Source organism: Aliiroseovarius sp. Z3 (assembly GCF_029105185.1).
GTDB lineage: Bacteria > Pseudomonadota > Alphaproteobacteria > Rhodobacterales > Rhodobacteraceae > Aliiroseovarius.
Map to the genome: position 1 here is coordinate 270,867 of NZ_JAFMZK010000004.1, position 19,943 is coordinate 290,809.

The 19,943-nt window shown below is 59.3% G+C and carries 22 protein-coding genes, 1 tRNA gene and 1 pseudogene; 18 read left to right on the plus strand and 6 right to left on the minus strand.

Annotated elements, in window-relative coordinates:
- Positions 1-16: 16 nt before the first annotated feature.
- On the minus strand, positions 17-355 hold the full coding sequence (locus J3R80_RS09465) for a P-II family nitrogen regulator (protein WP_247036218.1): 339 nt from the start codon (positions 353-355) through the stop codon (positions 17-19).
- Positions 356-522: 167 nt separating this feature from the next.
- On the opposite strand from J3R80_RS09465, the pseudogene J3R80_RS09470 reads away from it, so the two are divergent.
- Positions 523-2,216, plus strand: a pseudogene (locus J3R80_RS09470) (NAD(P)H-hydrate dehydratase).
- Here J3R80_RS09470 and J3R80_RS09475 read toward each other — a convergent pair.
- Positions 2,213-2,716 (minus strand): Hint domain-containing protein, encoded by a 504-nt coding sequence (locus tag J3R80_RS09475; RefSeq protein WP_275393527.1) that lies wholly within the window; start codon positions 2,714-2,716, stop codon positions 2,213-2,215. The pseudogene J3R80_RS09470 and the gene J3R80_RS09475 overlap by 4 nt on opposite strands.
- Positions 2,717-2,984: 268 nt before the next feature.
- On the opposite strand from J3R80_RS09475, the gene J3R80_RS09480 reads away from it, so the two are divergent.
- Positions 2,985-3,069, plus strand: a tRNA-Leu gene (locus tag J3R80_RS09480).
- Positions 3,070-3,090: 21 nt separating this feature from the next.
- Positions 3,091-4,422 (plus strand): trigger factor, encoded by a 1,332-nt coding sequence (gene tig / locus J3R80_RS09485; RefSeq protein WP_275393528.1) that lies wholly within the window; start codon positions 3,091-3,093, stop codon positions 4,420-4,422.
- 67 nt (positions 4,423-4,489) lie between these two features.
- On the opposite strand, the gene J3R80_RS09490 is transcribed toward tig, so the two are convergent.
- From J3R80_RS09490 to rpsF, 4 genes are all read right to left on the minus strand, one after another.
- The gene (locus tag J3R80_RS09490; RefSeq protein ID WP_275393529.1) at positions 4,490-4,984 is read right to left on the minus strand and encodes a lytic transglycosylase domain-containing protein; all 495 of its coding nucleotides are present in this window, start codon (positions 4,982-4,984) and stop codon (positions 4,490-4,492) included.
- 298 nt (positions 4,985-5,282) lie between these two features.
- Positions 5,283-5,912 carry a 50S ribosomal protein L9 gene (gene rplI, locus J3R80_RS09495; RefSeq protein WP_275393530.1) on the minus strand — a complete coding sequence of 210 codons (630 nt, stop codon included), beginning with the start codon at positions 5,910-5,912 and terminating at the stop codon, positions 5,283-5,285.
- Positions 5,913-5,924: 12 nt separating this feature from the next.
- Complete coding sequence (rpsR, locus tag J3R80_RS09500) at positions 5,925-6,152, minus strand: 30S ribosomal protein S18 (RefSeq protein ID WP_068246410.1); 228 nt, start codon at positions 6,150-6,152, stop codon at positions 5,925-5,927.
- A 19-nt stretch (positions 6,153-6,171) separates the two neighbouring features.
- Positions 6,172-6,528, minus strand: a complete 357-nt coding sequence (rpsF, locus tag J3R80_RS09505) for a 30S ribosomal protein S6 (RefSeq protein WP_247036208.1) — start codon at positions 6,526-6,528, stop codon at positions 6,172-6,174.
- Positions 6,529-6,850: 322 nt separating this feature from the next.
- Here rpsF and J3R80_RS09510 point away from each other — a divergent pair, with 322 nt between their 5' ends.
- The 15 genes from J3R80_RS09510 (at position 6,851) to J3R80_RS09580 (ending at position 19,943) form a co-directional block, all read left to right on the plus strand.
- Positions 6,851-7,504 carry a hypothetical protein gene (locus J3R80_RS09510; protein WP_275393531.1) on the plus strand — a complete coding sequence of 218 codons (654 nt, stop codon included), beginning with the start codon at positions 6,851-6,853 and terminating at the stop codon, positions 7,502-7,504.
- Between the two features lie 133 nt (positions 7,505-7,637).
- Positions 7,638-8,579: an ACP S-malonyltransferase gene (gene fabD, locus J3R80_RS09515; protein WP_275393532.1), complete on the plus strand. Its 942-nt coding sequence runs from the start codon at positions 7,638-7,640 to the stop codon at positions 8,577-8,579.
- 82 nt (positions 8,580-8,661) lie between these two features.
- On the plus strand, positions 8,662-9,399 hold the full coding sequence (gene fabG / locus J3R80_RS09520; protein WP_275393533.1) for a 3-oxoacyl-[acyl-carrier-protein] reductase: 738 nt from the start codon (positions 8,662-8,664) through the stop codon (positions 9,397-9,399).
- Positions 9,400-9,611: 212 nt separating this feature from the next.
- On the plus strand, positions 9,612-9,845 hold the full coding sequence (locus J3R80_RS09525) for an acyl carrier protein (protein ID WP_091430496.1): 234 nt from the start codon (positions 9,612-9,614) through the stop codon (positions 9,843-9,845).
- 177 nt (positions 9,846-10,022) lie between these two features.
- Positions 10,023-10,766, plus strand: a complete 744-nt coding sequence (locus J3R80_RS09530; RefSeq protein ID WP_275393534.1) for a 1-(5-phosphoribosyl)-5-[(5-phosphoribosylamino)methylideneamino] imidazole-4-carboxamide isomerase — start codon at positions 10,023-10,025, stop codon at positions 10,764-10,766.
- Positions 10,767-10,958: 192 nt separating this feature from the next.
- Entirely contained in the window at positions 10,959-12,221 is a 1,263-nt protein-coding gene (fabF, locus tag J3R80_RS09535; RefSeq protein WP_275393535.1) for a beta-ketoacyl-ACP synthase II, read from the plus strand.
- The gene (gene mltG, locus J3R80_RS09540; RefSeq protein ID WP_275393536.1) at positions 12,221-13,381 is read left to right on the plus strand and encodes an endolytic transglycosylase MltG; all 1,161 of its coding nucleotides are present in this window, start codon (positions 12,221-12,223) and stop codon (positions 13,379-13,381) included. Before fabF ends, mltG begins: the two co-directional genes overlap by 1 nt.
- 181 nt (positions 13,382-13,562) lie before the next feature.
- Entirely contained in the window at positions 13,563-13,913 is a 351-nt protein-coding gene (locus J3R80_RS09545; protein WP_275393537.1) for a permease, read from the plus strand.
- Entirely contained in the window at positions 13,840-15,189 is a 1,350-nt protein-coding gene (locus J3R80_RS09550) for a terminase family protein (RefSeq protein ID WP_275393538.1), read from the plus strand. The genes J3R80_RS09545 and J3R80_RS09550 overlap by 74 nt, the downstream gene beginning before the upstream one ends.
- A 196-nt stretch (positions 15,190-15,385) precedes the next feature.
- The gene (locus tag J3R80_RS09555; protein ID WP_275393539.1) at positions 15,386-16,579 is read left to right on the plus strand and encodes a phage portal protein; all 1,194 of its coding nucleotides are present in this window, start codon (positions 15,386-15,388) and stop codon (positions 16,577-16,579) included.
- Between the two features lie 17 nt (positions 16,580-16,596).
- Positions 16,597-17,169, plus strand: coding sequence for an HK97 family phage prohead protease (locus J3R80_RS09560; protein ID WP_275393540.1), 573 nt, complete (start codon positions 16,597-16,599; stop codon positions 17,167-17,169).
- Positions 17,170-17,203: 34 nt separating this feature from the next.
- Positions 17,204-18,418: a phage major capsid protein gene (locus tag J3R80_RS09565; protein WP_275393541.1), complete on the plus strand. Its 1,215-nt coding sequence runs from the start codon at positions 17,204-17,206 to the stop codon at positions 18,416-18,418.
- Positions 18,419-18,589: 171 nt separating this feature from the next.
- A complete protein-coding gene (locus J3R80_RS09570) occupies positions 18,590-19,201 on the plus strand; it encodes a hypothetical protein (RefSeq protein ID WP_275393542.1) in 612 nt (203 codons plus the stop codon).
- Entirely contained in the window at positions 19,198-19,536 is a 339-nt protein-coding gene (locus J3R80_RS09575; RefSeq protein ID WP_275393543.1) for a phage head closure protein, read from the plus strand. Before J3R80_RS09570 ends, J3R80_RS09575 begins: the two co-directional genes overlap by 4 nt.
- On the plus strand, positions 19,533-19,943 hold the full coding sequence (locus tag J3R80_RS09580) for a DUF3168 domain-containing protein (RefSeq protein WP_275393544.1): 411 nt from the start codon (positions 19,533-19,535) through the stop codon (positions 19,941-19,943). Before J3R80_RS09575 ends, J3R80_RS09580 begins: the two co-directional genes overlap by 4 nt.

The following is a 19,943-nucleotide window of genomic DNA, read 5'->3' on the forward strand; positions in this document are numbered from 1 at the left end:
TCTTATCGAGATTGGATCAGATCGCGTCCAAACCGGTTTCGCCGGTGCGGATACGAATGGCTTGTTCTACGGGGGTGACGAATATCTTGCCGTCACCGATTTTGTCTGTTTTTGCGGCTTCAACGATCGCCTCGATGGCTTCGTCCACCTGATCGGCAGGCAACACGACTTCGATCTTAACCTTGGGCAGGAAGTCGACGACATATTCTGCACCGCGGTAAAGCTCGGTATGACCCTTTTGGCGACCAAACCCCTTCACTTCGATGACCGAAAGGCCTTGCACCCCGATGTCTTGAAGGGCTTCTTTGACTTCATCCAGCTTGAACGGCTTGATGATGGCTTCGATTTTTTTCATCTGCATCCCCCGTGTGGTTGCTCGCGTTGCGACCCAAAGACCACTTTCCCATGGGAGGGACAATTGGATAGGCTGGTGGCGAGGGGCCGTTCGCGGCCAATTTCTGGGCGGCTGCACAAAATTTAGGCAGTTGGTTTAAGAATTGAGCAGATGGCAAAAGGTGACCCATGACGGAACTACTGACAGCGGCCCAAATGCGAGCGATCGAGCAAGCGGCTATCGACTCAGGCGAGGTCACCGGGCTGGAGCTGATGGAGCGCGCAGGGAGGGGCGTGGTCGAGGCCATTTTCGAGGAATGGCCGGAGTTGGCGGGCGTGGGCCGAGGGGCCAGCCCCTCGGGCTCCCCGGGATATTTGGGGCCAGAAGAAACGACGAAGGCGTTCAAGGCTGTGGTGCTGTGCGGCCCGGGGAACAATGGTGGCGACGGGTTCGTCGTCGCGCGGCTGTTGAAAGAGCGGGGCTGGAAGGTGGAGGTGTTCCTGTATGGGGATGCTGAAAAGCTGCCCTCGGACGCGCGGGTGAATTATGAGCGGTGGGGGGAGTTGGGGGCGGTCAGTGCTTGGGATGACGATCGAGTCGGTGAAGTTGTGTCGAACGCACCCGTCTCCCTTGTTGTTGACGCACTTTTTGGTACCGGCCTAACACGCGCACTTTCGTCAGACCTTCGTTCCGTGTGGAAGGCTTTCATGATTTCCGTTTGGGCGGATGACGACGTGCATTTTGTTGCCGTCGACATTCCAAGTGGTGTGTGTTCGGACAGTGGCGCCGAACTTGGCCAAATCGCTTGGGCAGCCAATCTCACGGTGACATTTCACACAATGAAGCAGGGGCATATGCTTGGGAGCGGGCCAGAGCTGTGTGGTAAAGTCGTTGTCAAAAGTATCGGATTGGAACGGTGACGAGTCGGCCCCCGAACTCTAAGGGCAGTCCCCGGCCCCGGGTGGGGATAAAATCCCCGCCCGGGGGGGCGGCCGGGGACCGCCCGGCGGTGCCGCCGGGCGAGATCGTCAAATTGGTCGAACGTCCCAGTTGGATAGGCAAACAGGGCAACAACCACAAATTCTCCCACGGTCACGCCCTTATCCTCTCTGGCCCGTCCGGCAAAGGCGGCGCCGCGCGGTTGTCGGCCCGTGGGGCGCTGCGGATCGGGGCAGGGCTTGTCACTGTCGCCCCGACACCCGGTGCGCTGCAAGAAAACGCAGCGCGGTTGGAGGCTATTATGTTGTCTCCGGTGGGGGATGCGCGGACGTTGCAGGCGGTGCTTTCGGATGAACGGTTGAATGCGCTCTGTCTTGGCCCCGGATTGGGCGTCGAGCGCGCGCGGGACTTGGTGCCGATCGCATTGGCTGCCAAGCGGGCGACGGTTCTGGATGCGGATGCGTTGACGGCGTTCAAGGACGATCCGTTCGTGCTGTTTGATATGCTGCATGACACCTGCGTGCTGACCCCGCATGCAGGCGAATTCGCGCGGCTGTTCCCTGACATTGCCGAGAAGCTGAACGCCCCCGCCACCAAAGGTCCGGCCTATTCCAAGGTGGACGCAACCCGAGAAGCCGCTGCGCGGGCGGGTTGTGTCGTGCTGTTCAAAGGCCCGGATACGGTGATCGCTGCGCCGAGTGGGCGATGCTCGGTCAATTCGGCGGCTTATGATCGGTCCGCACCCTGGTTGGCCACCGCCGGATCGGGCGACGTGCTGGCGGGCTTCATTACCGGACTGATGGCACGTGGGTTCGACCCGATGCAGGCGGCGGAATCGGCGGCGTGGCTGCATGTGGAATGCGCGTTGGAATTTGGTCCCGGCCTGATTGCCGAAGACCTGCCCGAGATGTTGCCGCAGGTGTTTCGTAAACTGGGTGTCTAGAAGCTGTGCTGCTTTTGCGCTGCCCCGAGCATTTGTAATCCGCCTGCGCGAAACAGGGCAGGCGTCTCGAAATGCAACTGGAACAGCGGAAGGTCGGCGTCCAGCTTCATGTGCCGGATCAGTTCTCCGTCAACCATCGCACAGACTGGCACCAGCGCCTGATTGCGCCTGAACATGGCGCGGGCCAGCCAACCCGAAACCTGTATGATCTGTTGCGATGCGAGGATCAGAGGGCTTTTTCGTCCGCCCCTTCGTCCTTCGATGAGCGCGTCGGGAGATATTCGACACAAATCTCGTGCCGGGGCGACAGCCACCGTGATCGCCGATATGCGCATGCTTCCGCCGTCAGCGGTGACGATGCGATCGCCAGCGGCAAGTGTTTCAATCAATCGGTTGCCGTGATGGGTCTGAATCACTGCGCCGGGGCCAAGGCCTGCGGTTGGGGGCGTGCTGCGCACATCTCCAGCCACCACGCCGCCCGGATAGGGGTTGGGTGCCATTAACGTCCTGCCTTCGTCTGTGGCCCGGTTTCCGGGCTCTGCTTGTTGTCCGCACGCTAGCAGGGCCACTGACAAAATCACGTGATTTCTGACCTTTGCTGATGGGTCCGGGTCGATCCTTGGTGCCCTGTGACCATTTCAACGCGTTTTGCTGCCGATCAGGAGGCTTTGGGCGCGTTTTTCCTCTCGCATCCCGCCTATACTGGTGTTAGAAGGGCGCGAATTTGGGCGGCCCCTGCGAAACCAGTGCGGGCTGCCCACGGTTTTTGCGGGTGTGGCGAAATTGGTAGACGCACCAGATTTAGGTTCTGGCGCCGCGAGGCGTGGGGGTTCAAGTCCCTCCACCCGCACCAAAGACGGAAAAGGACGAGACGATGCAGGTCACCGAGACCCTGAATGAAGGTCTGAAACGCGGGTACAAGATTGTGGTTCCGGCCGCTGATCTGGACGCAAAAGTCAACGAAAAGCTGGTCGAAGCGCAGCCCGAAGTCGAAATGAAAGGCTTCCGCAAGGGGAAAGTGCCGATGGCCCTGCTGAAAAAGCAGTTCGGTCAGCGCCTGATGGGCGAAGCCATGCAGGAAGCTGTCGATGGCGCCATGAACAAGCATTTCGAAGACAGCGGCGATCGCCCTGCGATGCAGCCCGATGTGAAGATGACCAATGAAGATTGGAAAGAAGGCGACGACGTCGAGATCGAGATGAGCTATGAAGCTCTGCCCGAGATCCCGGAAGTCGACCTGAAAGGCATCAAGCTGCAGAAACTGGTTGTGAAAGCCGCTGATGCGGATATCGGTGAAGCGCTGGGCAGCCTGGCTGAGACCGCGCAAGACTTCAAAGACCGCAAGAAAGGCTCGAAAGCCAAAGATGGCGATCAGGTTGTGATCGACTTCCTGGGCAAGGTCGACGGCGAAGCTTTTGACGGTGGTGCGGCGGAAGATTACCCGCTCGTGCTGGGATCGGGGTCATTCATTCCGGGCTTTGAAGAGCAATTGGTTGGTGCGAAGGCTGGCGATGACGTCGAAGTCAAAGTCTCTTTCCCCGCTGAGTATGGTGCAGAGAACCTTGCTGGCAAGGACGCTGTGTTTGAGTGCAAAGTTAAAGAAGTCAAAGAGCCTGTTGCCGCTGAGATCAACGACGAGCTGGCCAAGAAATTTGGTGCAGAAGATCTGGACGGTCTGAAAGCACAAGTGAGCGAACGTCTTGAGGCCGAATTCTCGGGTGCCGCACGCGCCGTGATGAAGCGCGGTCTGCTGGACGAGTTGGACAAACTGGTCGATTTCGACGTGCCGCCGTCGCTCTTGGATGCCGAGGCCAAGCAAATCGCTCACCAGCTGTGGCACGAAGAAAACCCAGAGGTGGAAGGCCACGACCACCCTGAAGTTGAGCCGACGGACGAGCACATCAAGCTGGCAGGTCGCCGGGTGCGCCTTGGGCTGCTGTTGGCCGAGCTGGGTCAGAAAGCCGAGATCGAGGTTTCAGATGCCGAGATGACCCAGGCGGTGATGAACCAAGCGCGTCAATATCCGGGCCAGGAACGTCAGTTCTTTGAATTTGTTCAGCAAAATCCGCAAATGCGGCAGCAGATCCAAGCGCCCTTGTTTGAAGACAAAGTCATCGACTATGTATTCGAGCTGGCCAAAGTGTCCGAGAAAGAAGTGTCCAAAGACGACCTGCAAAAGGCCGTTGAGGCGCTGGAAGACGAATAACATCGGTCATACCGACCAATGTCAAAGGCCGCCTGATTGGGCGGCCTTTTTTATTGGCGCCTGGTCATCAACCGGGTCGCAGACCGGTTTCAACCAAAAGGCCCTGCCGTTTGGCCTCGTAATAATACCCACGGGCATACCACTTCATCGCGCCTTCAATGCTGCCGCCTGACACGATATAGGCGCCGCGCAGATATTTGCCCGCGTATTTCAGGTTCACATCGGGGTCCAGAAGTTCCTTGGCGGGGCCACGGTGCCCCATGGTGCGCGCCGTTTGCGGTAAGATCTGCAACAGCCCCCAATATGGTCCGTTGCGCGCCCATGGCCGGTGTGTGCTTTCGCGAACCGCCTGACGATGCACCAGTTCGCGCGGGATCTGATAATGGTCCGCCCATTTGTTGATCAGCGCACGCAGCTCGGGTGTTTCGTTCGGATAGAGCGGCGGGTTGAAATCCCCACCTGCATGGCGTCGCGGTTTTTGCGACCGATCACGACCAAAGCAGCCCGACAGGGCAAGGGCGGACAATGAAGCAACAAAAAAACGACGAGTGAGATGGGTCATACCGCAGACTATATTGCGGGTAAGGTTGGGTGAATAGTCGTATATGTCAGCGTCGGCGATGCCACGCTTAACAATTGGTCGCGCAAGTTGTCGCGCTTGGCTTTCGCGAATGAAAGCTCACTGCCACAGCTTTGTTGATGTGAGAGAAAGTGGAACGTCCCTGAACGATCTGCTGGCAGATTTACGTCAATCGCTTGAGCGAAGAGTAGGGATCGCACCGCCGGGAATGCCCCATCGTGGATGCAAAAAAGCCGCCCCGAAAGGGAGCGGCTTTTGTTCGTGGTGTGGAAGAAAGACCTTAGTCCTCGTCCGAAGCCTCGTCAGCGGTGGCTTCTTCTTCGACGGCTTCTGCCAGCTCGTCGTCTTCCGATGCGGCTGCACCGATGTCGTCAAACAGCTCGGCGATCTCGAAATCGGCTTCAGCTTCTGCTTCAGCGGCCAGTTCCTGGATCGATTTGCCCGACGCTTGCAGCTCGGCTTCTTCTTGCGAGCGTGCGACGTTCAGTTCGATCTCGATATCGACTTCGGGGTGCAGGATGACGTGAACAGCATGCAGGCCCAGATCTTTGATCGGAGCTTTCAGGGCAACCTGTTTTTTGTCGATGGTGAAACCGGCTTCGGTTGCAACCTCTGCTGCGTCACGCGGGGTGACCGAGCCATACAGGGCGCCAGCGTCCGATGCCGAACGAATCACGACGAATTGCTGTCCGTTGAGTTTCTCGGCCAGTGCTTCGGCTTCTTTCTTGGTCTCAAGGTTGCGCGCTTCAAGCTGCGCTTTCTGAGCTTCGAAAGATGCGATGTTGGCATCCGATGCGGACAGGGCTTTGCCTTGGGGGAGAAGGAAGTTGCGGGCGAAACCCGGCTTCACGTCAACGACGTCGCCCATTTGACCCAGCTTGGCCACACGTTCCAGAAGGATAACTTGCATAATCAGATCTCCTTACTTCACGGCATAGGGAAGCAGGGCGAGGAAGCGGGCGCGTTTGATGGCGCGCGACAGTTCGCGTTGCTTCTTGGCCGACACAGCGGTGATCCGCGAGGGAACGATCTTGCCACGCTCAGAGATGTAGCGCTGCAGAAGGCGTGTGTCTTTGTAGTCGATCTTCGGCGCATTGTCGCCCGAGAAGGGGCATACTTTGCGACGGCGGAAAAATGGTTTAGCTGCCATGGTTTAGATCCTTTCGAACTTAGCGGTCACGGGGGCGGCGGTCGCCACGCTCGTCACGCTTTTGCATTTGGATCGACGGACCTTCGGCGTGATCGTCAACCTTGATTGTCAGAATGCGCATGACATCGTCATGCAGGCGCATCAGGCGCTCCATCTCCTGAACGGCCGGTGCGGGTGCATCGGTTTTCAGGAACGCATAGTGACCCTTGCGGTTCTTGTTGATCTTGTAGGCCATCGTTTTGACGCCCCAGTACTCGCTGTCAACGACTTTACCGCCGTTGTCACCCAGCACAGTGCCAAAATGTTCGATGAGGTTTTCAGCTTGCGTATTGGACAAGTCCTGACGCGAGATGAAGACATGCTCGTAAAGCGGCATGTGAGCTCCAGTTCTTTTTCAAGCGCGCTTCAAAGGATGGGGCTTCACCTTTCCGCCCCCATCCACGAGAGGCCACGCGGTTCATAAACACACGGAAAGGACGGTGCCTTATACACGTCTGGACCAATGGCGCAAGGCCGTTTCCGGTCTTGTGCTGGTGTTCGGCACGGTGTGCCGTCCGAAGAGGTCAATCGGAGCTTTGCCCGCGAATGACCAGACATGTGCCCTAATCCCGTCACAGTTGCATGGGACCCGTATAGACAAGGGATAGGTCGCGTATTTGCTGATGGTCCCGGTGGTATTGAACTGAAAGGGCGGCACGATGATGCAGGGCAATATTCAAAACACCGAACATTCTAAGGTTGTCCGTCAGGATCGTCGGGGACCGGCAATTGTTCAGACCTCTTGGGGATATCGGCTGAGTGCCGTTGGCGCTGAAGCGGGTTTGTTGCGTGTCACACACGCGGCCGGACGGTTTGTCGGTTTGGTGCTTCTTTTGATCATCGCAGGCGTCTGGTCATTCTCGGCGAATGCCTTTGCTGACCCGCTGATCATGGCGATGAAGCTGGGTCTGACCGGCTTGTTGTTTGTCGTGGGTTGGATGTTGTTTTGGTATGGGCGCGATGCGCGTCAGGTCGAAGCGCAGGTTGACCTGAATGGCTGCGAGTTGCGGATTGGACATCGCGATGGCTTGAACAGGTTTCGACAGGAGACACGCATTCCGTTCAGCGATATCGGGTCATTTCTGATCCTGCGCACGAGTGATTACCCCAACAATGCAGCGCTTTACGCACGGATCGGCAGCGGCATGGACGCCTATGAGGTGATTGAGGGAAGCGAGGCATCTTTGGAACCGATCAAGGCGCGGCTCGTGACGGATCTGACAGGTGAACGGCGCAGACGCGATCCAAAGAACCGCCGCATTTCGCGGGTGACGAGCAATGCCATATCGCTGGCGCGGGTCTCGGCCCCATAAATCTGCTTAACTGGACCATGTATCGGCGCTTGTCTTAACCGACTTGCGCCGATTTGCATTTCGGGCAAAGCGGATTGCGCCAAACGCGCCTGCACGTTATGCCCATTGGAAAGGCATAGGAACAGGAGAGCCCATGAGCCGCGCATTCGTATTTCCCGGACAGGGTGCCCAGAGCATCGGAATGGGCAAAGCCCTTGCAGATGCATACCCTTCGGCCAAGGCCGTGTTTGACGAGGTTGACGAAGCGCTTGGCGAAAAGCTGTCAGCCCTGGTCTGGGAGGGTGAGCAAGACGCTCTGACATTGACGCAAAATGCCCAACCCGCGCTGATGGCGACATCACTGGCAGCCATGCGGGCGCTGGAAGCTGAGGGCGTTTCGGTCGAAGCCGCGTCCTTTGTCGCTGGGCATTCTTTGGGCGAATACTCGGCTTTGGCGGCCGCCGGCGCGCTGTCCATCGCGGATGCGGCCCGCCTGTTGCGCGCGCGCGGCAAGGCGATGCAAGACGCTGTTCCCGTGGGGGTTGGGGCGATGGCTGCGCTTCTTGGTCTGGATTTCGAAACTGCCGAAGCGGTGGCGCTGGAAGCGGCGCATGATCAGGTGTGCCAGGCGGCAAATGACAACGATCCTGCACAGGTGGTCGTGTCCGGTCACAAAGAAGCGGTCGAGCGCGCGGTCGAGATTGCGAAGGGCAAAGGGGCGCGGCGCGCGGTTCTGCTGCCCGTGAGTGCGCCATTCCATTGTGCCTTGATGCAGCCAGCCGCCGAAGCGATGGCCGAGGCATTGTCACATGTCGAGATGAAAGCACCAGTGGTGCCGCTTGTTTCCAACGTGCGTGCACGGGCGATCTCCGATCCAACCACGATCAGATCTTTGCTGGTGGAGCAGGTGACCGGATCGGTCCGCTGGCGTGAGAGCGTGGCGTGGATGGCTGATCAGGATGTGTCCGAGATGTGGGAGGTCGGCGCTGGAAAGGCACTGTCTGGTATGATTCGACGCATCGCAAAAGAGGTCGAGACACGCGCTGTTGGAACCCCCGAAGACGTGGCCGCCGCCGCCGAGGCACTGAAGGGCTGAACAAAGTCAGGAATTTTCGAAAAGTCTTGGTGTTCCCGACTAGGGGATTGGGCTTTGGCGAATTATGAAGAAGGAACGACAAATGTTTGATCTGACTGGAAAGAACGCATTGATCACCGGGGCTTCAGGCGGGATCGGGGGTGCCATCGCAAAGGCTCTTCATTCGGCTGGTGCGACCGTCGCGTTGTCGGGCACGCGCGTTGAACCGTTGGAGGCGCTGGCCGCCGAATTGGGCGAGCGGGCACATGTGTTGCCTTGTAACCTTTCGGACGGCGAAGCTGTGGATGCGCTTCCCAAACAAGCGGTTGAGGCGATGGGGTCGGTCGATGTTCTGGTGAACAATGCCGGAATCACCCGCGACCAGATTTTCATGCGCATGTCGGATGAGGAATGGGACAGCGTGATCAACGTCAACCTGACCTCGACCATGCGGCTGTGCCGGGGTGTTATGCGCCCGATGATGAAGGCCCGTTGGGGCCGGATCATCAATATCAGTTCGATCGTTGGGGCCACCGGGAACCCCGGACAGGTGAACTATGCCGCCTCGAAGGCGGGGATGGTCGGGCTGACCAAGTCCATTGCCTATGAGGTTGCCAGCCGTGGTATCACCGCAAATTGCGTCGCGCCCGGTTTTATCGCAACGGCGATGACCGACAAGCTGACCGATGATCAGAAAGACAAGATTAACGTGCAAATCCCTGCTGCCCGGATGGGCACGCCGGAAGAGATTGCGGCTGCCGTGCTTTACCTTGCGTCGTCCGAGGCGGGTTATACCACCGGGGCTACGATCCACGTGAATGGTGGGATGGCAATGGTGTAAAGGATCTGGTCAGGCGGGAAGCGCTTGACCGCCTGGCCTATTGAAGGTCTAAAGCGTTTGCCTATCTAATGTGATGTGCTATAGGCGGCGCATGTTTTTCTCCAACAAGCCTTTCGGGGTGGGGGATATCAGCGTAACGCGCTGAAAACTAAATGGCCCATCCCGGGTCTGTCGAAAAAGGCCATGGGCCTGAAAATACGTGAGGATTTATCATGAGCGACGTCGCAGATCGCGTGAAGAAAATCGTTGTTGAGCACCTGGGTGTGGAAGAGGACAAGGTAACGGAATCGGCCTCGTTCATCGACGACCTTGGCGCAGACAGCCTGGACACCGTTGAGCTGGTCATGGCCTTTGAAGAAGAGTTCGGTATCGAGATTCCGGATGACGCTGCCGAGACCATTCAAACCTTCGGCGACGCCGTGAAATTCATCTCGGAAGCCGTTTAAGGTTTCGGAACTTTCAGATTTCTGAAACGGCCTGCCATCTGGCGGGCCGTTTCTTTTTTGCGCATTGATGTGCACGGCGCGACGCTTTCAGAGCGCAACCAGCCGATTTTGGCTACGCTTCCAGGGGTGTGTTACTATTTCACTAAACCATTGATGGTTTGGCGAAGGAGGCGATCCATGATCATCTATCCGACACTAGAATTGCAGAACGGGCGTTGCGTTTCACTGCGCCGCGGGCGCCTTGAGGAGCCGTCGATCTGGCACGTGGACCCGATGGAGACGGCACAGGGCTTCGTCGAAGTGGGAGCCGAATGGATACATATCACCGATTTCGACGCGGTTGACGGCAAAAGTGAGAATGCCGCGTTGATCGAGGACATAATCAAACATACTGGTTGCTCTGTTCAGGTTGCGGGTGGCATTCGTACCCGCGACATGGTCGAGAGCTGGATCGAGAAAGGAGCCGGACGCGTCGTTCTGGGGACCATTGCGGCGCGTGATCCTGACATGGTGAAAGAGCTCGCCAATCGACATCCCGACCAGATCGTGTTGGCAGCAGATGTCTGGCAGGGCCAGTTGATGACCGATGGGTGGCGCAATCCCGTGGCCATCACGCCCGAGGATTTCCTGGCATCCTACGCGGATGTTCCGCTGGCCAGTGTCCTGATCACCGATATTGACAGCGACATTGAGCAGCCTGACGCTCAGCTTGGACTTTTGAGCAGGTTGGCTGGCGAAACCCGCCATCAGGTCATTGCGGCGGGCACCGTGCATGAACTGGATGACGTTGCCCGGCTGAAATACGTCCCCAATATCGCGGGCACTTTGATTGGGCGGGCTTTGTTCTCGAAAAACGTGGATCTGGGCGAGGCACTTGAGGTGGCGCAACCTGTGCCCGAGGTCAAAGCAGAGTTTATCTGACTTGAGTAACTTCAAGACGTTGGCCGGTGACACGCTGCGTTCGCATGAGTGTCGCCGGTCGGCATGTGAGTTTACCTGCCAAACACTTGCCATCGGCAGCTTTCGCCTGACAGGCCGAACGCCTCTTGCCCCTAATCCCTTCGTCGCGCTATCAAGCGTGGGATGAAAGACTTCCTGGGAAAGGGCAGCATAATGCGTCGAGTGGTCGTTACAGGTTTGGGCATGGTTTCTCCTCTGGCGAGCGGGGTTGAGGAAACTTGGAAGCGTATTCTGGACGGGCAATCGGGCGCAGGCCCGATCACCAAGTTCGATGCGTCGCGTGTTACGACGAAATACGCGTGTGAGGTGCCGCTGGGCGACGGGACCGACGGCACGTTCAACCCCGACGACTGGATGGAGCCGAAAGAGCGCCGTAAGGTTGATGACTTCATCCTTTACGGACTGGCGGCATCCGAAATGGCCGTGAAAGACGCGGGATGGATGCCCGAGGACGAAGAAAGCCTGTTGCGGACCGGTGTGATGATCGGGTCTGGCATTGGCGGCTTGGCGACCATCGCCGAAACCTCGATCATTCTGAACGAACGTGGCCCGCGTCGCGTGTCGCCGTTCTTTATTCCCGGTTCGCTGATCAACCTGATTTCCGGTCAGGTGTCGATCAAGTTTGGTTTTAAAGGTCCGAACCATTCTGTTGTCACGGCCTGTTCTACGGGCGCGCATGCGATTGGCGATGCGTCGCGGCTGATCCAAACCGGCGATGCAGATGTGATGATCGCAGGCGGGGCTGAAGCCGCGATTTGCGAGCTGGGCATCGCCGGGTTCAACGCCTGCAAAGCATTGTCGACCAAAGCGGAAGACAACCCTCAAGCGGCCAGCCGCCCCTATGATGTAGATCGCGATGGCTTCGTGATGGGGGAGGGCGCGGGTATCGTCGTTCTGGAAGAATATGAGCACGCCAAAGCGCGCGGCGCAAAGATTTACGCCGAGGTGCTGGGGTATGGTTTGTCTGGTGACGCCTACCACATCACCGCCCCATCCGAGGATGGTGACGGCGGGTTCCGCGCCATGAAAGCAGCCCTTGCCAAGGCGGGTTTGGAACCATCCGACATTGATTACATCAATGCGCATGGCACGTCGACAATGGCGGATACGATCGAATTGGGGGCGGTTGAGCGCCTGTTGGGCGATGCGGCTGACAAGGCCACGATGAGTTCGACGAAAAGTTCGATTGGGCACCTGCTGGGGGCCGCTGGCGCGGTCGAGGCGATCTTCTGCATTCTTGCGCTGCGTGACCAGATCGCGCCGCCGACCATCAATCTGGACAATCCCGCGATTGAGCCACGTCTGAGCCTTGCCGCGAACAAGGCCGAGAAGCGCGAAATCAATACGGTTTTGTCCAACAGCTTCGGCTTTGGCGGTACCAATGCCAGCTTGATTATGGGCAAGGTCACCGACTGATGTGGCGCAACATAGCCTCGAATGCGCTGAGCCTGTTCATTGTCATCATGATCGTCGCGGTCGGGATGATAGCGTGGGGCAAGAGCCAATACACCAGCCCTGGCCCGTTGGCCGAGGCGATTTGTTTGCGTGTTGAAAAGGGCTCGAATTTCTCTCGGGTGGCCAGCAAGCTGACCGAGCAAGGTGCGATCTCGAACGCGACCATCTTTCGGTTGGGCGTCGAGTATTCCGACAAGAAGTCTGCACTGAAGGCCGGATCGTTTCTGGTCGATGAAGGCGCGTCGATGGAAGAAATCGTTGATATAGTAACCCGGGGCGGCGCGTCGACCTGCGGCACCGAAGTTGTCTATCGCATTGGTGTGTTGGCAGCCGAAGTTCAGGTGCGAGAGCTGGACCCCGCGACGCAGGAATATGAAATCACGGCCGAGTTCAAACCGGCCGAGTTGGAAGGTGCTGCGCCTGAATCCTATACCAAGGTTCGCAATGAAAGCGACACCCGCTATCGTATCGCATTGGCCGAGGGGGTTACCAGCTGGCAGATCGTGGATAGCCTGAACCGTGCCGATTTCCTTGAGGGAGAGGTCGCCGAGGTGCCGGCTGAAGGCACGTTGGCCCCGGACAGCTATGAGGTGAAGGTGGGCGCAGACCGCGCCACGTTGCTTGCAGATATGCAGACGGCGCAGACCGCCATTCTGACCGAGGCGTGGGAGGCGCGCGCATCGGATCTGCCCTATGACAGTCCAGAAGAGGCGCTGATCATGGCGTCGATTGTCGAAAAAGAAACCGGCTTGGCCGAGGAGCGGCGTCAGGTGGCCAGCGTCTTCGTGAACCGGCTGAATCAAGGGATGCGGCTGCAAACGGACCCAACAGTGATTTATGGTGTCACCAAGGGGCAGGGCGCATTGGGTCGGGGCTTGCGGCAAAGCGAATTGCGGTCCGAGACTCCATACAACACCTATATCATTGACGGGTTGCCGCCCACGCCAATTGCCAACCCGGGCAAAGCCGCGATTGAGGCTGCGTTAAACCCCGACAGCACGGATTTCATCTTCTTCGTGGCCGATGGCACCGGCGGACATGCCTTTGCTGAGACGTTGGACGAACACAATCGCAATGTTGCGAAGTGGCGCGAGATTGAAGCGCAGCGCGCAAACGAGTGATTTCGTAAATAAATCATTATCTTGTCGCGCGCTGTTGCGGTGGGTTGGTTTGACAGAACGCACGGGCTCTCGTAGGTTCTGATATACGCTAGAAGACGTGAATGTAACGGTCTTGGGTTTTACCCGAGGCCGTTTTTTCATGTCGCTCGTTCGGAGACGAGCATGAGAGGCAACGACAATAATGACAATGATCACGCCCTTGGGGAAGGACGCGGCTTCGGACGACTACCTGAAGATCGCGGACACGTTTTTTCTGCGTGTTTTGAAAGAGCTGGACCGCCAGTTGAGCGCGGCGGAACTGGCCGATTGCGAGACCACACCGGGATTGGCGAAAGCCGTGACCGAGGTGCGCCGGGCCATGCAAACAGTATTCGAGGAAAGGAAACGTCTTGAACAAAGTGGTCACAACGCCTTTGGCGGGGCCGGAGCGGTCGCACTCGACCTTGCTCAGGCCCGAGATGAAATCGGGCGCAGACTGGCTTGCCTGCGCGACGCAAGAGGAGCGGGAGACGTTCCTGAACAGTCTGAGTGACGGCGCATTGGCGGCCTTGCCGTTCCTGTTTGAGTTCTGGGCATTGGATCACCAATTGCCGCCGGACGGGGATTGGCGCACCTGGGTAATCATGGGCGGGCGTGGCGCGGGGAAAACCCGCGCCGGGGCCGAATGGGTGCGTGCCGAGGTTGAGGGGGCGGGGCCTTATGATCCCGGTCGCTCGCAACGGGTCGCCTTGGTGGGCGAGACCATAGATCAGGTGCGCGAGGTCATGATTTTCGGGGACAGCGGTATTTTGGCCTGCTCGCCGGCGGATCGACGACCGGAATGGCAGGCGGGGCGTCGGCGTCTGGTCTGGCCGAACGGAGCGGTGGCACAGGTGTTTTCCGCCCATGAGCCGGAAAGTCTGCGCGGCCCGCAGTTTGATGCGGCTTGGGTAGACGAATTGGCCAAGTGGAAGAAGGCCGAGGACACGTGGGATATGTTGCAGTTCGGGCTGCGGTTGGGCAGCCATCCGAGGCAGTGCGTCACCACCACGCCGCGCAATGTTGGGGTGCTGAAGGCGATTTTGAAGAACCCCTCGACCGTGGTGACACAAGCGCCGACCGAGGCCAATCGCGCCTATCTGGCGAAGAGTTTTCTTGACGAGGTGCGATCGCGCTATGCCGATACGCGTCTGGGGCGGCAAGAACTGGACGGCATGTTGTTAGAGGACACTGAAGGGGCTTTGTGGACCATGGAGGCGCTGGACAAGGCGCGCAGCACCGATGATCTGCCCGAGTTTGACCGGGTTGTTGTGGCGGTTGACCCTCCGGTCACGGGGCACAAAGGGTCGGATGATTGCGGGATCGTTGTGGCGGGCGTCGTGGTGCAGGGTGCGCCGGGGAACTGGCGTGCGGTTGTGCTGGAAGATGCCAGCGTGTCAGCTGCCACGCCGTCCCAATGGGCAGGAGCCGCGATCGCGGCCCTGCAACGTCACGGTGCCGATCGTTTGGTGGCCGAGGTCAACCAGGGGGGTGACTTGGTGGAAAGCGTGATCCGGCAGATCGACCCAACCGTGCCGTTTCGCGCGGTGCGGGCCACGCGAGGGAAAAGTGCCCGTGCCGAACCCGTTGCTGCGCTTTATGAACAGGGGCGCGTGGCACATGCAGGCGGCATGCCGATGCTTGAGGATCAAATGTGCCGCATGACGGTACAGGGATTTGAGGGCAAGGGCAGCCCCGACCGCGTTGATGCGCTGGTCTGGGCCTTGCACGAATTGATCATCGAACCGGTTGCGAAATGGCGACGGCCACAGGTGCGTTCGCTGGGTTAAACAGTTTTTTAACCTTGGATGGCAGAGTGCAAAACATCGAAAGGCAGGGCATAGGCCACACGGTTCTTTGACCCTGACCTGATCAACACTGAGACGAAGGTTTCAACGACCGGTACTGCGATCTGCAGTTTGCCGGGCGGGAGAGATTTGCCGGGGACACCTCCCCAACAGGACAGAACGCGAGGAGCACCAGCATATGGTATTCGACTTTCTCAAGCGGGGCGACGCTGCGCATATGGCGGCACAACCGACCGAGACCAAAGCGTCCGCGACGGGTCCGGTCATCGCTTATGGTGGCGCGGGGCGTGTGGCCTGGAGCCCGCGTGACGTGGTCAGCCTGACCAAAACAGGCTTCGCGGCCAACCCGGTGGGTTTTCGCTCGGTCAAGCTGATTGCCGAAGCCGCTGCCGCGCTGCCCTTGGTGCTTCAGGACGACGCGCAACGGTTCGAGGCGCATCCAATTCTTGACCTGTTGGCGCGCCCCAATGCAGCGCAAGGGCGGGCGGAATTGTTCGAAGCCTTCTTTGGCCAGCTTCTGTTGACCGGCAACGGGTATTTCGAAGCGGTGCCGGGCGAAGGCGGGTCTGTGGAAGAACTGCATGTTCTGCGTTCGGACCGGATGAACCTTGTGCCGGGCGTCGATGGCTGGCCGGTGGCGTATGACTATACGGTCGGCGCGCGCAAGCACCGCTTTCATGTGGGTGAGGGCGTGTCCCCGATCTGCCACGTAAAAGCATTTCACCCACAGGATGACCATTATGGCCTGTCGCCCCTTCAGGCTGCGGCCACGGCAATTGACGTTCATAACGCCGCCAGTCGCTGGTCGAAAGCTTTGCTGGACAATGCTGCACGTCCCTCGGGCGCCATTGTTTACAACGGAGCTGACGGGCAGGCGCAACTGAGTGCGGACCAGTATGACCGTCTGTTGTCCGAGATGGAAAGCCATCACGTGGGGGCACGCAATGCCGGACGACCGATGCTGCTGGAGGGCGGGTTGGATTGGAAACCGATGGGGTTCAGCCCCTCGGACATGGAGTTCCAGAAAACCAAGGAAGCCGCCGCGCGCGAGATCGCGCAGGCCTTTGGGGTGCCGCCGATGCTGATCGGCATTCCGGGTGATGCGACTTATGCAAACTATCAGGAAGCCAGCCGGGCGTTCTATCGCCTGACCGTGGTGCCTTTGGTGTCGCGTGTCGCGGCCAGTGTCGGCCATTGGCTGGCCGGGTTCACAGGCGAAAGCGTCGTGCTGAAACCCGATCTTGATCAAGTGCCGGCGCTGTCTGCCGAGCGCGACCAACAATGGCGTCGCGTGGCCGAGGCAAGTTTTCTGTCGGATGCCGAGAAACGCAGCCTTCTGGGTCTGCCGCCGCTGGCATCTGACGACGTGTAACCAACGAGGAAAAGCACATGAGCGATTTCCGGCCCGATCTTGGGCTTGAGCATAAATTCGTCAAGCTGGGCGATACGTCCGAGGTCGATGAGGGCATCCTGATTGAGGGTTACGCCAGCTTCTTCGATCAGTGCGACACAGGGGGCGACATCGTGGCCCCAGGCGCCTATGGCAAATCTCTGCGGGCGCTGAAAAAGGCGGATCGCGGCGTGAAGATGCTGTGGCAACACGACCCGGCCCAGCCCATCGGTGTCTGGGACGAGGTGCGCGAGGATGCGCGCGGGCTTTACGTCAAGGGTCGCATTCTGACGGATGTTGCCAAGGGGCGGGAGGCCGCCGCGCTGATCGAGGCGGGCGCGATTGACGGTTTGTCGATCGGCTATCGCACCAAGCGGGCCACCAAGAACGACAAGGGCCAACGGCTTTTGACCGAGTTGGAGCTGTGGGAGGTGTCGCTTGTCACCTTCCCGATGCTTCCGACGGCGCGGGTGGGGGCGAAGGGCGATGCGCCCGGTGCCGATGAGACCACGTTGCGTGAACTGGCAGCTTCGATCACGGAAGCCCGCCATATGCTGGCCCGTCACCGCTGAGCCAGCGATCTGAACCCCTGAAAAGGACCCATAGATGAGCAAGAACGAGACCAAAGCTCAGGGCCAGTCGGCCGCGACTGGCGTGACACCGGCTGCCGAGGTGAAGACCGCATTGGCTGGCTTCATGAGTGATATCAATGCCTTTCACAACGATATTTCGACCAAACTTCAACAACAGGAAGAGCGACTGACCATGCTGGATCGCAAATCACACATCACATCCAAGTCCACAGCGGCGCGTCCGCACCTTGCTGCCGCTGCCGATCTGGAAGCACCGCATCAGAAAGCGTTTGAAGCGTATCTGCGCTCCGGCGACGACGATGGTTTGCGCGGTCTGGAGCTGGAAAGCAAGGCCATGTCGACCGCGGTTGCCGGGGACGGTGGTTATCTGGTTGATCCGCAAACTGCAGATACCATCCAGAGCGTTCTGAAATCCACCGCGTCGTTGCGTGCTGTTGCGAATGTGGTGAATGTCGAAGCGACGTCCTATGATGTTCTGATCGACCATTCCGATGTTGGTTCGGGTTGGGCGACGGAAACTGACCCGTCGGTTGAAACCGGCACGCCATCGATTGAGCGTATCACCATCCCCCTTCACGAGTTGTCCGCGCTGCCAAAGGCATCGCAACGCCTGCTGGATGACAGCGCGTTCGAGATCGAGACCTGGTTGGCCGGTCGCATTGCCGACAAGTTTGCCCGCGCCGAAGCCGGTGCCTTCATTTCAGGCGATGGTATCGACAAACCCAAGGGCATTCTGGCGCACCCCTCGGTGGACAATGATATCTGGACCTGGGGCAATCTGGGCTATGTCGTGACTGGCACCTCGGGTGATTTCGATGCGTCGAACCCGGCAGATGCGATCATCGATCTGGTCTATGCGTTGGATGCCGAATACCGCGCGGGCGCGAAATTCGTCATGAACTCGAAAACCGCGGGGGCGGTGCGTAAGATGAAGGATATGGATGGCCGCTTCCTGTGGTCGGACGGCTTGGCCGCTGGTGAACCGGCGCGCCTGCTGGGCTATCCCGTGCTGATCGCCGAGGATATGCCGGATATCGGCGCAGACACGACCCCGATTGCCTTTGGCGATTTCGGATCGGGCTATACGATTGCCGAACGTCCCGATACCCGCATCCTGCGCGACCCGTTTTCGGCCAAGCCGCATGTGCTGTTCTATGCGACCAAGCGCGTGGGCGGCGATGTCAGCGACTTCGCAGCAATCAAGCTTTTGAAGTTCTCGGTCTCGTAAGAGCCTGAACCCGAGCCCCGTACCCTGCCTTAACCCGGCAGGTGCGGGACCGGGCGCGCGCCGGCCTCACCCCGTGTTGTCTAGCTGCTCCCCCTCCGTCCGAGCAACGCGGACGGTGCGCGCCCACCTTGTTTCAAGTGACGTGAGGGACCCGAATTTCGGAGATAATCCATGATGTTAGTCGAGCAGACCACAGTGCCGGGCGCGGTCCTTCCGGTCGCCCAATTCAAGGACCACTTGCGGCTGGGCACCGGGTTTGCCGATGACGGGGTGCAGGATGCCGTGCTGGAAACATATCTGAGGGCTGCAGTTGCCGCCATCGAAGCGCGCACCGGCAAGATCCTTCTGTCCCGCAGCTTTACCTGGACGCTGACCGCATGGCGCGACCTGGCCACACAGGCGTTGCCGGTGGCCCCTGTCAGCCAAATCACCAGTCTGAAGATCATTGACCGCCTTGGGGGCGAAGAAGTGATCAACTCAGCGCGCTATGTGTTGGAACCCGATATGCACCGACCGCGGTTGGTGTCGACCGGCCTGTGTTTGCCAGCCATCCCGGTGGGCGGGCAGGTGGTGATCGGGTTCGAAGCCGGGTTTAGCGCCGATTGGGCGGGTATGCCCGCCGATCTGGCGCAAGCCGTGATGCTTCTGGCCGCGTCCTATTATGAAAACCGGGCAGATGCAGGCGATGCGGCGATGGGACAAAGTCGGTGGCCATCAGCAGTTGCCGCGTTGATCCAACGCTATCGCACCGTGCGCCTGTTTGGCGGTGGGGGTGCCCGATGAAGCCGCCTGTCCTGAACCGCAAGCTGACGCTGGAAGCGCCAGTGCGCATGCCGGACGGCGCGGGGGGGTTCACCCAAAGCTGGCAGGCGTTGGGCGAGATGTGGGCCGAGATCAAGCCGCGCACCGGGCGTGAACGCGCCGCTGGGTTCGCCACCGTTTCGACCATTGCGTTTCGCATCACGGTGCGCGCGGCACCGGATGGCGCCCCGTCGCGCCCGGAGCCGGACCAGAGGTTTCGCGCCGGTTCACGCCTGTTTCGCATCCTTGCCGTGACCGAGGCCGATGCAGGCGCGCATTACCTGACCTGTTTTGCACAAGAGGAGGTGTCGGCATGAGCTATGGTGTTTCGGCGGCCTTACAACAGGCGGTGTACCAACAACTTGCGACGGACACGACCCTGTCGGCGTTGGTGGCCGGTGCGATCTATGACGCGGTGCCCGCCGGGATCATCACCGGCACCTATGTCAGCCTTGGGCCTGAAGATGTGCGCGAACGGTCGGACATGACCGGGCATGGCGCCCTGCACGAAATCACCGTCAGCGTGGTGACGGACGAGGCGGGCTTTCAAACCGCCAAAGAGGTGGCTGCCGCCGTCAGCGATGCGTTGGTGGATGCTGCGCTGACCTTGGCCCGAGGCCAGCTTGTTTACCTGAATTTCCATCGCGCGCGGGCGCGGCGGGTCGAAGATGCCGATGTGCGTCGGATCGACCTGTTTTTCCGCGCGCGTGTTCAAGACGACTAA

Coding starts and splice junctions, on each gene's coding strand:
- J3R80_RS09465 (WP_247036218.1), bottom strand. CDS start 355: ATGAAAAAAATCGAAGCCATCATCAAGCCGTTCAAGCTGGATGAAGTC.
- J3R80_RS09475 (WP_275393527.1), bottom strand. CDS start 2,716: ATGGCACCCAACCCCTATCCGGGCGGCGTGGTGGCTGGAGATGTGCGC.
- tig (WP_275393528.1), top strand. CDS start 3,091: ATGCAGGTCACCGAGACCCTGAATGAAGGTCTGAAACGCGGGTACAAG.
- J3R80_RS09490 (WP_275393529.1), bottom strand. CDS start 4,984: ATGACCCATCTCACTCGTCGTTTTTTTGTTGCTTCATTGTCCGCCCTT.
- rplI (WP_275393530.1), bottom strand. CDS start 5,912: ATGCAAGTTATCCTTCTGGAACGTGTGGCCAAGCTGGGTCAAATGGGC.
- rpsR (WP_068246410.1), bottom strand. CDS start 6,152: ATGGCAGCTAAACCATTTTTCCGCCGTCGCAAAGTATGCCCCTTCTCG.
- rpsF (WP_247036208.1), bottom strand. CDS start 6,528: ATGCCGCTTTACGAGCATGTCTTCATCTCGCGTCAGGACTTGTCCAAT.
- J3R80_RS09510 (WP_275393531.1), top strand. CDS start 6,851: ATGATGCAGGGCAATATTCAAAACACCGAACATTCTAAGGTTGTCCGT.
- fabD (WP_275393532.1), top strand. CDS start 7,638: ATGAGCCGCGCATTCGTATTTCCCGGACAGGGTGCCCAGAGCATCGGA.
- fabG (WP_275393533.1), top strand. CDS start 8,662: ATGTTTGATCTGACTGGAAAGAACGCATTGATCACCGGGGCTTCAGGC.
- J3R80_RS09525 (WP_091430496.1), top strand. CDS start 9,612: ATGAGCGACGTCGCAGATCGCGTGAAGAAAATCGTTGTTGAGCACCTG.
- J3R80_RS09530 (WP_275393534.1), top strand. CDS start 10,023: ATGATCATCTATCCGACACTAGAATTGCAGAACGGGCGTTGCGTTTCA.
- fabF (WP_275393535.1), top strand. CDS start 10,959: ATGCGTCGAGTGGTCGTTACAGGTTTGGGCATGGTTTCTCCTCTGGCG.
- mltG (WP_275393536.1), top strand. CDS start 12,221: ATGTGGCGCAACATAGCCTCGAATGCGCTGAGCCTGTTCATTGTCATC.
- J3R80_RS09545 (WP_275393537.1), top strand. CDS start 13,563: ATGACAATGATCACGCCCTTGGGGAAGGACGCGGCTTCGGACGACTAC.
- J3R80_RS09550 (WP_275393538.1), top strand. CDS start 13,840: ATGAAATCGGGCGCAGACTGGCTTGCCTGCGCGACGCAAGAGGAGCGG.
- J3R80_RS09555 (WP_275393539.1), top strand. CDS start 15,386: ATGGTATTCGACTTTCTCAAGCGGGGCGACGCTGCGCATATGGCGGCA.
- J3R80_RS09560 (WP_275393540.1), top strand. CDS start 16,597: ATGAGCGATTTCCGGCCCGATCTTGGGCTTGAGCATAAATTCGTCAAG.
- J3R80_RS09565 (WP_275393541.1), top strand. CDS start 17,204: ATGAGCAAGAACGAGACCAAAGCTCAGGGCCAGTCGGCCGCGACTGGC.
- J3R80_RS09570 (WP_275393542.1), top strand. CDS start 18,590: ATGATGTTAGTCGAGCAGACCACAGTGCCGGGCGCGGTCCTTCCGGTC.
- J3R80_RS09575 (WP_275393543.1), top strand. CDS start 19,198: ATGAAGCCGCCTGTCCTGAACCGCAAGCTGACGCTGGAAGCGCCAGTG.
- J3R80_RS09580 (WP_275393544.1), top strand. CDS start 19,533: ATGAGCTATGGTGTTTCGGCGGCCTTACAACAGGCGGTGTACCAACAA.